Origin of the sequence: Streptomyces sp. CMB-StM0423 (genome assembly GCF_002847285.1) — a bacterium.
GTDB lineage: Bacteria > Actinomycetota > Actinomycetes > Streptomycetales > Streptomycetaceae > Streptomyces.
This window is the reverse complement of sequence record NZ_CP025407.1, coordinates 355,173-368,013: the sequence shown is the minus strand read 5'-3', so window position 1 is coordinate 368,013 and position 12,841 is coordinate 355,173. Positions and strand designations below refer to the sequence as shown.

16 protein-coding genes and 2 pseudogenes are annotated in these 12,841 nt (G+C 71.7%); 13 read left to right on the top strand and 5 right to left on the bottom strand.

Going from position 1 to position 12,841, the window contains the following annotated elements:
- Positions 1-128: 128 nt before the first annotated feature.
- Together tatC and tatA are read right to left on the bottom strand one after the other, a co-directional pair.
- On the bottom strand, positions 129-1,079 hold the full coding sequence (gene tatC, locus CXR04_RS01620) for a twin-arginine translocase subunit TatC (RefSeq protein ID WP_101420118.1): 951 nt from the start codon (positions 1,077-1,079) through the stop codon (positions 129-131).
- Positions 1,080-1,220: 141 nt separating this feature from the next.
- A pseudogene (gene tatA, locus CXR04_RS01615) lies at positions 1,221-1,496 on the bottom strand (Sec-independent protein translocase subunit TatA); the annotation flags it as partial.
- A 244-nt stretch (positions 1,497-1,740) separates the two neighbouring features.
- On the opposite strand from tatA, the gene CXR04_RS01610 reads away from it, so the two are divergent.
- The 13 genes from CXR04_RS01610 to CXR04_RS01550 all read left to right on the top strand — a co-directional run bounded on the left by CXR04_RS01610 (position 1,741) and on the right by CXR04_RS01550 (position 10,587).
- The gene (locus CXR04_RS01610) at positions 1,741-2,316 is read left to right on the top strand and encodes a TerD family protein (RefSeq protein WP_101420116.1); all 576 of its coding nucleotides are present in this window, start codon (positions 1,741-1,743) and stop codon (positions 2,314-2,316) included.
- Between the two features lie 136 nt (positions 2,317-2,452).
- Positions 2,453-4,132, top strand: coding sequence for an LCP family protein (locus CXR04_RS01605; protein WP_101420115.1), 1,680 nt, complete (start codon positions 2,453-2,455; stop codon positions 4,130-4,132).
- 775 nt (positions 4,133-4,907) lie between these two features.
- A complete protein-coding gene (locus CXR04_RS35465) occupies positions 4,908-5,153 on the top strand; it encodes a hypothetical protein (RefSeq protein ID WP_234379985.1) in 246 nt (81 codons plus the stop codon).
- A gap of 139 nt (positions 5,154-5,292) precedes the next feature.
- The gene (gvpO, locus tag CXR04_RS01595; RefSeq protein WP_101420114.1) at positions 5,293-5,631 is read left to right on the top strand and encodes a gas vesicle protein GvpO; all 339 of its coding nucleotides are present in this window, start codon (positions 5,293-5,295) and stop codon (positions 5,629-5,631) included.
- 39 nt (positions 5,632-5,670) lie between these two features.
- Complete coding sequence (gene gvpJ / locus CXR04_RS01590) at positions 5,671-6,186, top strand: gas vesicle protein GvpJ (protein ID WP_101420113.1); 516 nt, start codon at positions 5,671-5,673, stop codon at positions 6,184-6,186.
- 3 nt (positions 6,187-6,189) lie between these two features.
- Entirely contained in the window at positions 6,190-6,963 is a 774-nt protein-coding gene (locus CXR04_RS01585) for a GvpL/GvpF family gas vesicle protein (protein WP_101420112.1), read from the top strand.
- Position 6,964: 1 nt separating this feature from the next.
- The gene (locus CXR04_RS01580) at positions 6,965-7,288 is read left to right on the top strand and encodes a gas vesicle protein GvpG (protein WP_199850368.1); all 324 of its coding nucleotides are present in this window, start codon (positions 6,965-6,967) and stop codon (positions 7,286-7,288) included.
- The gene (locus CXR04_RS01575) at positions 7,285-7,839 is read left to right on the top strand and encodes a hypothetical protein (RefSeq protein WP_234379984.1); all 555 of its coding nucleotides are present in this window, start codon (positions 7,285-7,287) and stop codon (positions 7,837-7,839) included. The genes CXR04_RS01580 and CXR04_RS01575 overlap by 4 nt, the downstream gene beginning before the upstream one ends.
- Positions 7,836-8,825 (top strand): SRPBCC family protein, encoded by a 990-nt coding sequence (locus CXR04_RS01570; protein ID WP_101420110.1) that lies wholly within the window; start codon positions 7,836-7,838, stop codon positions 8,823-8,825. The genes CXR04_RS01575 and CXR04_RS01570 overlap by 4 nt, the downstream gene beginning before the upstream one ends.
- Positions 8,822-9,208 carry a gas vesicle protein gene (locus CXR04_RS01565; RefSeq protein ID WP_101420109.1) on the top strand — a complete coding sequence of 129 codons (387 nt, stop codon included), beginning with the start codon at positions 8,822-8,824 and terminating at the stop codon, positions 9,206-9,208. Before CXR04_RS01570 ends, CXR04_RS01565 begins: the two co-directional genes overlap by 4 nt.
- The gene (locus CXR04_RS01560; RefSeq protein WP_101420108.1) at positions 9,205-10,056 is read left to right on the top strand and encodes a GvpL/GvpF family gas vesicle protein; all 852 of its coding nucleotides are present in this window, start codon (positions 9,205-9,207) and stop codon (positions 10,054-10,056) included. Before CXR04_RS01565 ends, CXR04_RS01560 begins: the two co-directional genes overlap by 4 nt.
- The gene (locus CXR04_RS01555; RefSeq protein WP_047019436.1) at positions 10,043-10,282 is read left to right on the top strand and encodes a gas vesicle protein; all 240 of its coding nucleotides are present in this window, start codon (positions 10,043-10,045) and stop codon (positions 10,280-10,282) included. Before CXR04_RS01560 ends, CXR04_RS01555 begins: the two co-directional genes overlap by 14 nt.
- The gene (locus CXR04_RS01550) at positions 10,279-10,587 is read left to right on the top strand and encodes a gas vesicle protein K (RefSeq protein WP_101420107.1); all 309 of its coding nucleotides are present in this window, start codon (positions 10,279-10,281) and stop codon (positions 10,585-10,587) included. Before CXR04_RS01555 ends, CXR04_RS01550 begins: the two co-directional genes overlap by 4 nt.
- A gap of 80 nt (positions 10,588-10,667) precedes the next feature.
- Here the strand turns inward: CXR04_RS01550 and CXR04_RS36815 are convergent.
- The 3 genes and pseudogenes from CXR04_RS36815 to CXR04_RS01535 all read right to left on the bottom strand — a co-directional run.
- A pseudogene (locus tag CXR04_RS36815) lies at positions 10,668-10,931 on the bottom strand (CBS domain-containing protein); the annotation flags it as partial.
- A gap of 89 nt (positions 10,932-11,020) precedes the next feature.
- Positions 11,021-11,821, bottom strand: coding sequence for a SigB/SigF/SigG family RNA polymerase sigma factor (locus CXR04_RS01540; protein WP_101420106.1), 801 nt, complete (start codon positions 11,819-11,821; stop codon positions 11,021-11,023).
- Between the two features lie 330 nt (positions 11,822-12,151).
- Positions 12,152-12,823: a DNA polymerase ligase N-terminal domain-containing protein gene (locus CXR04_RS01535; protein WP_101420105.1), complete on the bottom strand. Its 672-nt coding sequence runs from the start codon at positions 12,821-12,823 to the stop codon at positions 12,152-12,154.
- Positions 12,824-12,841: the final 18 nt, after the last annotated feature.

Below are 12,841 nucleotides of genomic sequence, written 5' to 3'. Positions count from 1 at the left end.
GTCCGAGCGCTCAGTCTAGGTAAGCCGAGGACGCGCCCACCGCGCCCGGCAGGCGGCCCGTCCGCCGGTACGGAACCGGCCGGTCCCGGCCGCACGTCCGATTCGCGTCCCCGGCACCGTGCGAGGGCTCAGGTGGCGTCGTCGTCACCGCTTCGCCGCGGTGCGCGGTCGTCCGGCGCCCGGCCCGCGTCTCCCGGTTCGCCGGTGGCCTGCCCGGGCAGCACCGCGGAGACTGGCTCGGCCTCGGTGACGTCCTCGGGCGCGCCCACGTCCGCGGGGGTGAGGTCGAGGTCGGACGCCTCGTCGTCCGCCGGTCCCCGGGCGGCCACGCGGGCCCGGCGGCGGTCGTTGAGCAGGGCGAACCCGGTGGCCGCGAAGTAGAGCACGATCACCGGGCCGGCCAGGGCGAACATGCCGATGGGGTCGGTGCTGGGAGTGGCGACGGCACCGAACGTGGTGATGCCCATGATCATCCAGCGCCACCAGCCGAGCATCCGGCGGCCGGTGACGGCGCCGCCCAAGTTGAGCATCACCAGCACCAGCGGCAGCTCGAAGGAGAGCCCGAAGACGATGACCATGCGGGTCAGCAGGTCGATGAAGTCGGGCAGGGGCAGCAGGTTCTTCGCGTTCTCTGGGGTGAAGTCCAGCAGCACCTCGGCGGTCGTGGGCAGGATCCGGTACGCGAAGTAGGCGCCGCCGACGAAGAGCGGCACGCCGGCGGCGACGAAGCCGAGCGAGTACTTCTTCTCGTGCTTGTGCAGGCCGGGGGCGAGGAAGGCCCACAACTGGTACAGCCAGACCGGCGTCGCCAGCACCAGACCGGTCAGGAAGGAGACCTTGAGCATGATCGTGAACGGCGACAGCAGCCCGTTCACCGTGAAGTCGGCGCAGCCCTTCTGCTCGCCGATGTCCGACGCCTGCAGCCCGTCCCGGCAGCCCACGGACCTCAGCACCGGGTCCATCAGGAAGTCGACGATGTCCTGGTAGACGAAGAGCGCGGCGATCGTCACGACCAGGATGGCCCCGATCGCCTTGATCAGCCGGTCGCGCAGCTCGCGGAGGTGGTCCGCGAGGGCCATACGCCCCTCGGGATCCTTCTCTCCGCGCCCCTCACGCCGGGCAACGTGTAGCAACCCGCGTCCTCATGGTGTGCCGTGGTCGTCCCCGGCCACGGTCTGCTCCTGATGGCTCCCCGGGCGCTGCGCCTGCTGCGGGCGCGCCTGCTCCGCGTTCTGCGGCTGCCTGTCCGCGGCCGGGCGGGAACCGCCCACCTCCCCCGGGGCGGCCTCGACGGTCCTGGGCCCGGGGTGCGGCGGATTCGCCGCGGGGGCCTCGTCCGGCGGGCCCTCGTTCTTCATCGCCTTGGCCTCGCTCTTGAGGATGCGGGCCGACTTGCCGAGCGAACGGGCCATGTCCGGCAGCTTCTTCGCGCCGAACAACAGGATGACGACGACCAGAACAAGGATGACCTCCGCGGGTCCGAGCCGTCCGAACATCACTCTCACCTTCGCGCCGGGGCGGTGACCCCGAACCGCCTCGCCGGCGGTCCCGGAGTCCTCAACACTTCAAATATTGCGCAACAGTAACATGTTGGCTCACCCCGACGCCCGCACCCGGTGGTCTGCGGCACGCTCCTGCCGAGTGTAGTTTTGCTACTTGCGCAACTAAGGAACTCCGGTCGGGTCGCCGACGTTGATCCGGTGAGTACGACAGCCTTACGAATCTCAGTGGAGGAATCACATGGGGGTCAGCCTCTCCAAAGGTGGCAACGTCTCGCTCTCGAAGGAGGCGCCGGGCCTGACGGCGGTGACCGTCGGCCTCGGCTGGGATGTGCGCACGACCACGGGAGCCGAATACGACCTGGACGCCAGCGCCATGCTGTGCAACGACGCCGGCAAGGTCGTCTCCGACCGGCACTTCGTCTTCTACAACAACCTGACCAGCCCCGACGGCTCCGTTCAGCACACCGGGGACAACCTCACCGGCGAGGGCGAAGGCGACGACGAGTCCATCAACATCAATCTCGCCGCCGTGCCCGCGGAAGTGGCCAAGATCGTCTTCCCGGTGTCCATCCACGACGCCGACACCCGCCAGCAGAACTTCGGCCAGGTCCGCAACGCCTTCATCCGCGTGGTCAACCAGGCGGGCGGCGCCGAGCTGGCCCGGTACGACCTCAGCGAGGACGCCTCCACCGAGACCGCCATGGTCTTCGGCGAGCTCTACCGGCACGGCGCGGAGTGGAAGTTCCGGGCGGTAGGCCAGGGCTACGCGTCCGGACTGGCCGGCATCGCTCAGGACTTCGGCGTCAACATCTGACGCCACGGGAAGTCCACGGCGGCGGCCCCGGAAGCCCGGGGCGCCGCCGGAAGGGGCAGCCCTCCGGATCCCGTCACCCGGATCGCCACTCTCATCCACCAGGTGCCGGCACCTCTCCGCACCCGCGATCCATCCGATGGACCAGGAGGCACGATTGAGTCGCGGCACAGCCCGCGGACACGGCGCACACCGGCGCCCGTATCCCGCCGCCGACGACCCCGGCTCGTACGGCGACCTCTCCCCGGACGCCGTGCCACCGCAGCGCGGTGCCGGGGCAACAGGACCCTCGGGTGCCGGACATGAGGCGAGGCACGGACCCGGCGGAACGCCACGCCGCCGCAGGCGCCGCGTGCTGCGGTGGGTCGCGGGCGGTGTGTCCGGACTGATCGTCGCCTGCGCGGGGGCGGGCTACCTCTACTACGAGTACCTCAACAGCAAGCTGTCCAAGGAGGAACTCCACCTCGGCAGGAACAAGCTCGACGACGAGGCGCCGAACGCCGCCGGGCAGACACCGTTGAACATCCTGCTGATCGGTTCCGACAGCCGGAACTCCGAGGAGAACCTCCAACTGGGCGGCTCGAAGGCATCGGTGGGCAGCGACCCGCTGGCGGACGTGCAGATGCTGCTGCACGTCGCGGCCGACCGCAGCAACATGTCCGTGGTCAGCGTGCCCCGCGACACGCTCGTCACGATCCCCGAGTGCACCGATCCCAAGGACGGCACCGTCTATCCCGAGGAGAGCGCGGCGCAGATCAACACCAGCCTCCAGCACGGCGGTCCCGGCTGCACGGTGGCCGCCTGGGAGGAGCTGACCGGGGTCCCGGTCGACCACTTCGTCATGGTCGACTTCGCCGGGGTGGTGCAGATGGCGGACGCGGTCGGCGGCGTGCCCGTATGCGTACGGGACAACGTGGACGACCCGAAATCCGGGCTGCGGCTGGAGAAGGGCACCACGGTGGTCCAGGGAGAGCAGGCGCTGCAGTGGCTGCGTACCCGGCACGGCTTCGAGGACGGCAGCGACATCGGCCGGGCGCACGCCCAGCACCAGTACATGAACGCGATGGTCCGCGAACTCAAGGCCGGTACGAAGCTGACCGACCCGGGCAAGCTGCGCGCCCTGGCCTCCGCCGCCACCGACGCGCTCACCGTCGACGACGGGCTGGGGTCGATCAAGAAGCTGCACGACCTGGCGGGCGAACTCAAGCGCGTGCCCGCCGGGCGTATCACCATGACCACCATGCCGTTCGCGTACGCGCCCCAGGACCCGAACCGCGTCATTCCGCAGGAGGGCGACGCCGATCAACTGTGGACTCTGCTGCGCGAGGACCGGGCCTTCGACGGCAAGGGCGCGAGGGACGACGGGAGCGGGCCCGCCTCCTCGCCCGCTCCCGATGCCGATCCCGCACCCGCCATCGCCGTGACGGTCCGGAACGGCACCGGGACCGCCGCGCAGGCGCCGGTCACCGGCCGGGCCGGTGAGATCAGTGAGCACCTGGCCGGTCTCGGCTTCACCGGGGCGACGACCGACGCCACCCCCGCCTCCCAGGCCGACACCACGCTGACCTATGGCAGCGCGGAGGAGCGCGGCAACGCCCTCGCGGTGGCCGAGGCGCTGGGCCTGCCACGGCAGGCGGTCCGCCAGTCGGCCCAGGTGCCGTCGGTGACGCTGGTCATCGGCGCGGACTGGCGCACGGACACCCGCTATCCGGAAGAAGCCGCTGCCGAGCCCCCGGGCAAGGCACCGGACAGTGCCAACCCCCTCGTCGGGGACGACGAGTCCGCGTGCATGGAGGTCAATCCCGGCTACACCTGGTGATCCGCTGATACTTTCTACATTGCGCAATGAATGAATGACTGGACGAAGGAGGCGGGAGAGTGGGCGAGGAGGAGAACCGCGCAGCGGAGGTGGAGGGCGTCATCGACAACCTGCGCCCCCCCCGCGGCACCTCCCGAGGGCCAGGCCACCCCTGCGTACCGGCGGGTCGAGGTGTACGACCGGTCCGGCCGGCCCTGGCCGGGCACCATCACCGCCTGGTGGACCGACCCGGAGGGCGGCACGGCCTGCCGTCTGCGCCTTGCGGGCGTGCCGGCGCCTTTCTGGACACCCTTCGACCCCGAGCGCATCTTCCTGCTGGTCCAGGGAGGTACCTGACCCGCCCGGTACGGCGGGGTGCGGGGGCGTGCTCACGCCTCCCGGGTGCAGAGTGTGGATGCTGTCTCCTGCGTTTGCCCGCCGCAGCGGAGCTGCTGGTCCAGAGGACGAGGTGTACACCCGCCCGGAAACCTCGCGGGCGCCCGCGTCTGATCGCCGCACCCGCTGAGTACCCTCCCCTGCACCCCTCTGAGTACGTGGGCGATTGCCGCCGCGCGCGGCGGCGGAAGGGTGGTCGCATGCGCCGACTGCTGCTGCTCGTCCCGCTGTTGCTGTTCGCCGCCGGGTGCGGGGTGGTGCGGTTTCCCGAGGGCGAGGCGACGGACGCCGCACGGGAAGCGGCCAGGAAGGCGGGCGAGCGGCCGTACAGCCAGCTCCCGCGCACGGCGGAGGAGGTCGGGCGCCTGGCTTCCGGCCTCGACGGGGTGACGCGGCCGAGGTGCGCCGTACGCTCGCCGCCCTGGACCTGGATCCGGCGATCCGTACCGAGGTGCAGGCGGACGGCGGCCGGGTCGGGGTGCTTCTGACCGTCGAGGGCAACGGCTTCGACGCGCAGGACTGCGTTCTTGCCCGCGTGGGCCCCGGCGCCACCGAGGTGTGGGTGCCGCCCCGGATCCAGCGGATGCCCGGAGAGGGCGGCCGCACCGTCGGCAACGCCCTGGACCCGAAACCGCCACCGCACTGAACAAGGGGTGCCGGGCTCCGGCGAAAAGCCGCCCGTACCTTCCCCGCCGCCTCCGCGATGCCGCCCATCGCCTCGTCACCGCTCCCCGTATGGACCACCGCCACGTGCGGGGATACCGGAGCCGCCACAGACTGAGCCTGTGTCCGAGCAACGCGAACGGCGGGCCCGACCTGCCGCGAAGTCCACCTCGAAGCGTCCCTCCGGGAGCAAGGCCGACCACGCGGTCGACGGGCCCGAGGAGGCCGCCCGCCGTGCGTGCCGCAGCCTGGCGCGCCTCATCAGCCACGAGACCGAAGGCGTGTCTGCCGTGCGCCGGGCCGAGGAGGGCTGGCGGGTGCACGTGGACGTGCTCGAAGTGCCGCGGATCCCGGACACGACCAGCCTGCTGGCGACCTACGCGGTGGAACTCGACAGCGGGGGACGCCTCGTCGAGTACGAGCGGATCAGGCGCTACCGGCGCGGCGCACGGGACGACTGACGGCGACAACGCCGTACCCCTGGAAGAGGAAGAGCCCCTATGTCGACGACCACCACCACGTACAACGAGGCCGCAGTCTGTGTCCCGCGTGCCGGAACCCTCTACGACGTCCTTGAGCTGATCCTCGACCGCGGCATGGTCATCGACATCTTCGTCCGGGTGTCGCTCGTCGGCATCGAGATCCTCAAGATCGACGCCCGCATCGTGGTCGCCAGCGTCGACACCTACCTTCGCTTCGCCGAGGTCTGCAACCGTCTCGACCTCAACGAGGACGCCTCCAGCCGGACGGTCCCCGACCTGTTCGCCGGCATGTCCCGCAGCGCCGTCGCCACCACCGGGGCCAAGAGGGCCGCCAGGTCCCTCGGCGGTCGCGTCAAGGAGGCGATCGGGATCGACGAGGACGACGACCGGGAGGACGGGTACGACGAGCGGTACGAGGAGGAGACGAAGAAGGCACCGCCCCGCAAACGTGCTTCGGGCACCCGCTCCAAGCCGGCCAAGAAGTCCGCCTCGAAAACCTCCGGCCGTTCGAGCAAGCACTCCAGGGCGGCGTGAGCCGTGGCCCCCTCTCCGCTCTACGTGTACGCGGTCGTCCACGCCGACCTGGCGCTGCCGCTCGACCTCCGGGGCGTGGGCAGGCCGCCGGCCCCGGTCCGGCTGCTGCCCGCGGGCGAGCTGGCTGCGGTCGTCAGCGACGTGCCGCCCGATCTGCGCGCACGCAGGCGCGATCTGACCGGCCACCAGGACCTGCTGCTGGCCCTCTGCGCAGTGGCCCCCGTCCTGCCGATGCGGTTCGGGATGGTCGCCGACGGCGAGGAGACGGTACGACGCGCCCTCGACGCCGCGGCCGCGACACACCTCGCCACCCTGCGAAGGCTCGATCGCCGCACCGAGATGAACCTCAAGGCCATGCCCGCACAGGGCGGCGTGGAGGCACTCGTGCGGGCCGACCCGGCCGTACGGCGGCTGGCGGCGGACGTCCGCCGGCGGCCGTCCTACGAGGGCAGCGTCCGGCTCGGCTCGGCCATTGCCGAGGCCCTCGCCCGGCGGGCCGCCCAAGCCGCCGACGGCGTCGCGCAGGAGCTGGCGGTGCTCGCCGACGAGTGCGTCCAGGGTGCCGAGGTGCCCGGGTGCGTGCTCAACACCTCCTATCTCATGCCCCAGGCGCACGCGGAGCGGTGCAGAGAGCTGGTCGACCGCAGGTCGGCCGAACTGCGGGACATGGTGGAGCTGCGGCTGACGGGCCCGCTGCCCTGCTACAGCTTCGTTCCCCGGGAGGGCAGCCGTGCCGCCGCCGGCACCGCCCCGCGGCCCGTAGCGGTGAGGAGCTGACATGGGTCTGCTCACCGGGCTGATGCTGCTGCCGCTGGTGCCCGTGCGGGGCGTGGAGTGGGTGGCGGGCCGGCTGCTCGACGCCGCGGAGCAGGAGCTCTACGACCCGGCCACGCTGCGGGTCCAGCTCGGCGAGCTGAACCGCGCGTACGAGGCGGGGGAGCTCGGCGAGGAGGAGTTCGAACGCGAGGAGGAGCGCATCCTCGACCTGCTGGAGCAGCCCGGCACCGCCCTCGCCGCGGTGCCGGCCGATCCCGGTGGCCCCGGCCCCGCCGGTGGCCCCCACTACCCCGACCACCCTCTGAACCCAGGAAGTGGGTCATGACGGACAGCTATAAGACGACTGTGCTTGCCGGAGTCGCCGGGGGCTATCTCCTCGGCAGGACGAGGAAGGCCAAGCTCGCCCTCACCCTCGCCGCCCTCGTCGCGGGCAGGCGGCTCGCCCCGCAGGACCTGCTGGGCATGGGCGCCCGGAGGATCGCCGACACCCCGCAGCTCGCGGCGGCGTCCGGCCAGGCCACGGACCAGATGATGACGGCCGCGCGGGAGGCGATCGGCTCGCTCGTCGACCGCCGGGTCACTTCCCTCACCGACTCCCTGCGCGAGCGTACGGACCGCCTCGGAGAACTGGGGGAGGAGCGCGAAGCCCGTCACGCACGTGCCGGACAGGATGAGGACGACGAGGGCCGGGACCGGCACACCGCCGCGTCGAAGCGGAGGCCCCCGGCCCGTAGGAAGACGGCCGGCAGCGCCCGGCCCACCGCCTCCGGGCCGCGGCAGAAGGCGGCCGCCGGCGCCGAACGCGGCAGCCGCGGCACCGCGAAGAGCACGCGTACGAAGGCGGCCGACCGGCCCTCCAGGAGGCAGCGGTCATGACACCGCAGCGCGGAAGTAAGGACACCGACGCCACCGCCGACGCCGCGCCGCTGGCGCGCTTGCGCGAGGAACTCATGGAGTACCTGGGCGCGGTCGGCAAGCACGCGGTCGGCAAGGCCACCGACAAGCTCACCGACATCGCCGACCCGGGCAAGCTCGCGCAGGACGGCGGGGGCGCCCTCGCGGAGACCGCCGCCCGCGCCGTCAAGGGCGAGAACCCCGTGAAGGCGCTGGCGGCCGAGAAGGCGAAGGAGACCAAGGACAAGGTCGTCGGCAAGGCGAAGGAGGCCGTCGGCGCGGACGACGGCGGGAGCAAGCCGGGCGACCTCAAAGCGATCAACATCATCGAGCACGTCGACATCGGCCGCCCCCTGCGCGTGGTCTACGACCACTTCACGCAGTTCGAGGAGTTCGGCGGCTTCATGAACGGCGTCAGCAACGTCACCCGGGACCCCGAGGACGACACCAAGACCACCTGGAAAGTGCGCGTCTGGCCCTCCTCCCGCAGCTACGAGGCAACCGTCTCGGAGCAGGTCCCGGACCAGCGGATCGTGTGGTCGTCCGAGGGGTCGAAGGGAACGACGAGCGGCGCGGTGAGCTTCCACATCCTGGACGACGAGCTGACGCGCGTGGCGGTGGTCGTCGAGTACTACCCGTCCGGGTTCGTCGAGAAGACCGGCAACATCTGGCGCGCCCAGGGCCGTCGGCTCCGGCTCGACCTCAAGCACTTCCAGCGCTACGTCACGCTCCAGTCGGAGGACGCGGAGGGCTGGCGCGGTGAGATCCGCGACGGCGAGGTCGTCCGCAGCCACGACGAGGCCATGGAGGAAGAGGAACGCGAGGAGAACGAGCAGTACGAGGACGAGGACCAAGAGGAAGGCGGCGAGGAAGAGGAAGAGGACGAGGAAGAAGAGGACGAGGAAGAAGAGGACGAGGAAGAAGAGGACGACGACGACGGGCGGCGGCGAGGGGGCCGGAGAACGTGACGGATCACGTCCTTGACCGGCCCATCACCCACCTGCCCTCCACCCCCTCGGGACCGGCCAACCTCGCCGACATCCTCGAACGCGTCCTCGACAAGGGCATCGTCATCGCCGGAGACATCAAGATCGACCTGCTCGACATCGAGCTGCTGACCATCCGCCTCCGCCTGTTCGTCGCGTCCGTCGAGACGGCCAAGAAGGCGGGCATCGACTGGTGGGAGACCGACCCGGCGCTCTCCACCCGTGCGCACCGCGACGCCGTCGACGAGGAGAACGCGCGGCTGCGCGAGCGGGTCGCGGAGCTTGAGGCGAGCGTGGGGGGCGACCGGCCCGAGCGCCCCGGGGCGGGCGGCTGGGAGTCCGTACGGAAGGGGTGCCACGGATGACCGGGACGGTACGCGGGGCGGCGCCGCCGGCCGCGCCCGCAACGACGGCCACGTACGTCTACGCGGTCTGCCGCGGCGGTGACGAGTCCGCCCTGGCCGGGTTGGCGGGGCAGGCGCCCGGCGCCCCCGTGCGGCTGCTGCGGTTCGGTGATCTCGCCGCCGTGGTGCAGGACGTACCGGCCGCGGAGTTCGGCGAGGAAGCCCTGCGGGAACGGCTGACGGACCGTACGGAGCTGGAACGCTGCGCCCGCGCCCACCACGCCGTCGTCGCCGCGACGGCCACCACGGCACCGGTCCTGCCCCTCCCGCTGGCGACGATCTATCGCGGCGACGCGCGGGCCGGGGCCGCGCTCGGCGCCGACCGTGACCGCTTCACCGTGGCTCTGCGGCGGATCGCCGGCCGGGCGGAGTGGGGCGTGAAGGTCTACGCGCGGCCGGCCGCGCGCCGCTCCGTGCCTGCCGCGCACACGCCGGAGCGCCGCGACGACGAGCGCGCGGCAGTCCGCCCGGGCCACGCGTATCTGGACCGGCTGCGCGGCGTGCGGCACGAGCGCGAACGCCGGCAGGAGGCCGGTCTCCAGGTCGTCGAGGAGGTGGACCGGGTCTTCGCGGATCTCGCCGTCGCCGGACGTCGGCTGCGTCCGCATGACACCGACCTCACCCCGGGGCGCGGCGCGCATCTCCTGAACGGCGCCTACCTGGTCGACGAGACGCGTGCCGGCGAAGTCGTCGACGCGGTACGACGACTGCGGCAGAGCCCGGAGTACCGGGACGTCGAGATCGAACTGACCGGCCCGTGGGTGCCGTACTCCTTCGCGGAAGCAGGTGTGACAGGTGCCGGTGGGTGAACACGTGGGCGAGGTCGTCGCCTGGGAGGAACCGGACCGCGGCGCACCCATCGGGGTGCCGCTGGTGGACCTGCTCGACCGGGTGCTCAACACGGGTGTCGTGGTCAGCGGCGATCTCGTGCTGGCGATCGCGGAGGTGCCGCTTGTGCGCGTTTCCCTGCACGCGCTGCTGTCGTCCATCAACGAGCGCGTGGCCGCCCCGTGGGGAGACGGTGGTCCGCTGTGACGCTGACCTCGCACCAGACGGCACGCGGTCCGGCGGCCGGCCGGCTGGACCTCGACCCCGACCGGGTCGGCCGCGACCTGGTCTCCCTCGTTCTGACCGTCGTCGAGTTGCTCCGTCAGCTCATGGAGCGGCAGGCGCTTCGCCGTTGCGACCAGGACGACCTCACCGACGAACAGGTGGAGCGGATCGGCACGACGCTGATGCTGCTCGACCGGCGCATGGACGAACTCTGCGCGGAGCACGGCCTGACCCGCGACGACCTGAACCTGGACCTCGGGCCGCTCGGCACCCTGCTCGCACGCTGAGCAGGTCCGCCGCCGGCGGCGCCCGGTGCGGGGCGGGTCAGTTGTTGGGCATCGCCGTGCTGATGTCGCCCGGGGCGGACGTCGGGTCGCGTACCACGGCCGACGCTGACCAGATCCTGGCTGCAGGCGTCGGCGACGGTGGTGTCCGGGATCCCCGCCGGCGGCCAGGACGCGCACGACGAGGTCGCGGTCGGTGACCAGCCTGCGCAACTCGTTGTCGTCGGTGACCAGGACGGCGCCGATGTCGTCGTCGCGCATCCTGCGGGCGACTTCCGGCGCCGCGGTCAGCGTGCCACCGCGACCGGCGCCGCGGTCATGATCTCGTGGACCTGCTGATCGGCCATGACTGTCTCCTTCGCCCGGGGATACGACGGCCCGGTGCCGTCGAGCGGGACTTCCCCGGTACCCGTCAGCCGGAAGTTCAGACACCTGTCTACGCGGCGATCCGGTCCACTTCCACGCGCTCCTGGACGCGCTCGCAGGTACGGCTGATCAGCCGGGAGACGTACATCTGCGAGATGCCCAGGTGCCCGGCGATGCTCCTTTGGGTCATGTCGCGGAAGAAGCGCAGGTAGAGGATCTCGCGTTCGCGTTCCGGCAGCCTGCTCAGATGCGGTCGCACGGCCTCGCGGTCCACGGCCTGGTCGAACCCGGGTTCAGCGCTGCCCAAGGCGTCGGCGAGCGAGAAGCCGTCCTCGGTGCCGGTCAGGTCGGCGTCCAGGGAGAGGGTGGTGTAGCTCCCCAGGGCCTCCAGTCCCGTGCGTACCTCGTCCTCGGTGAGGCCGGCGGTCTCGGCGATGTCCGCCGTCGGCGGGAAGCGGTCGTCGGCGGTGGTGGCCAGCGCCATGCTCGCGCTGCGGACGCGGTTACGCAGATCCTGAACCCGGCGGGGCACGTGGACGCCCCACATGTGGTCGCGGAAATGGCGCTTCAGCTCGCCCACGATCGTCGGTACGGCGAAGCTCTCGAAGGCGTGGCCGCGCTCGGGGTCGTAGCGTCCGACGGCCTTGACCAGGCCGAGGTGTGCGACCTGTTCCAGGTCCTCCAGCGCTTCGCCACGGTTTCTGAAGCGGCGGGCGAGCCGCGCGGCCATCGGCATCCAGGCGCGTACGACCTCCTGCCGCAGCGCATTCCTGCCGGCGCCTTCCGGCATGCCGGCGAGCCGGCGGAACTGCGCGGAGGTGTCGGGTGCGTCGTGGTGCGGGTGCCTTCTCCTTGCCTGGACATGTGCCACGGGGCCTCCCTCGGGCGAGTTGCGAACGTTCGGTTCTCACGGGAGGAAGGCTGCGGCGTGCTCACGGCGCACCGGTGAGCGGGCCGCAAACGACACCCGGACCCTACGCGGCCGGAGCGCCGACGGCTGACAAGCCATCCGCTCCCGCGGCGTGCCTCTGGTCCGAAGCACGTAAGTCCGTCTGCCCGCAGTCGGACGCCGCAAACGCGACCCTCCGAGCCTGCGGCCACACCACATGCCGCACGACCGGGATCTGAGCCGTCCTTCCCGAGGCCGGCCCAGCGCCCGCGCCTCTGGCCGCCCTCGGGGATGCCCCGGCCACTACGACGCTCACCCGCGGCCGCCGCCGTCCGGGTGCCAACGGCGCGCGTCCGGCGACTCGGCGACCTGGCGCAGCGTACGGCCGCTGCGCGCGGAGCGGGCCCGCTGCGGATCCGGCGTGCCGCCGGTGCCGCGGCCGGATCCGGTCCGTACGAGCAGCCACATCGGCTTCTCACCGGAGCCGCCGCCCTGGCCGCCGCCGCGGAAGCGGGTGAGCGCGTACCGGCCGTGCAGCTTCCGGCCGTGCAACTCGAAGACGGCGTGGCCGTCGTCGATGGCCTGCCCGAACGGCACCGGCCGCCCGTGCTTGTCGTGGCTGATCGGGCGATAGGTGCCGGTGTCCCAGACGATGACGGTGCCGCCGCCGTAGTCCCCCTCGGGGATCACGCCCTCGAACTCCAGGTAGTCCAGGGGGTGGTCCTCGGTAGGGATGGCGAGCCTCTTGTCGTGGGGATCGGTGGAGGGCCCTTTGGGGACCGCCCAGGACTTCAGGACGCCGCCGACTTCAAGGCGGAAGTCGAAGTGCACCGTGCTCGCGTCGTGGATCTGCACCACGAACGTCGGCTCGCCCTCTTCACCCGGTGCGGCTGCGTCGCGCGCGGTGCGCTCGCCGCCCGGCTCGGTCGTCCTGTCGAAGTGCCGCTTCTCGCGGTTGGCCCGCAGCTCGTCCTTCTCGCCCAAGACAGCCCCTTGCGTCGC

Excerpts from the sequence above, each read along its gene's own strand:
- CXR04_RS01605 (WP_101420115.1), top strand. The coding sequence starts at position 2,453 with ATGGACCAGGAGGCACGATTGAGTCGCGGCACAGCCCGCGGACACGGC.
- CXR04_RS01575 (WP_234379984.1), top strand. The coding sequence starts at position 7,285 with ATGACGGACAGCTATAAGACGACTGTGCTTGCCGGAGTCGCCGGGGGC.
- CXR04_RS01580 (WP_199850368.1), top strand. The coding sequence starts at position 6,965 with ATGGGTCTGCTCACCGGGCTGATGCTGCTGCCGCTGGTGCCCGTGCGG.
- CXR04_RS01560 (WP_101420108.1), top strand. The coding sequence starts at position 9,205 with ATGACCGGGACGGTACGCGGGGCGGCGCCGCCGGCCGCGCCCGCAACG.
- CXR04_RS01610 (WP_101420116.1), top strand. The coding sequence starts at position 1,741 with ATGGGGGTCAGCCTCTCCAAAGGTGGCAACGTCTCGCTCTCGAAGGAG.
- gvpJ (WP_101420113.1), top strand. The coding sequence starts at position 5,671 with ATGTCGACGACCACCACCACGTACAACGAGGCCGCAGTCTGTGTCCCG.
- tatC (WP_101420118.1), bottom strand. The coding sequence starts at position 1,079 with ATGGCCCTCGCGGACCACCTCCGCGAGCTGCGCGACCGGCTGATCAAG.
- CXR04_RS01570 (WP_101420110.1), top strand. The coding sequence starts at position 7,836 with ATGACACCGCAGCGCGGAAGTAAGGACACCGACGCCACCGCCGACGCC.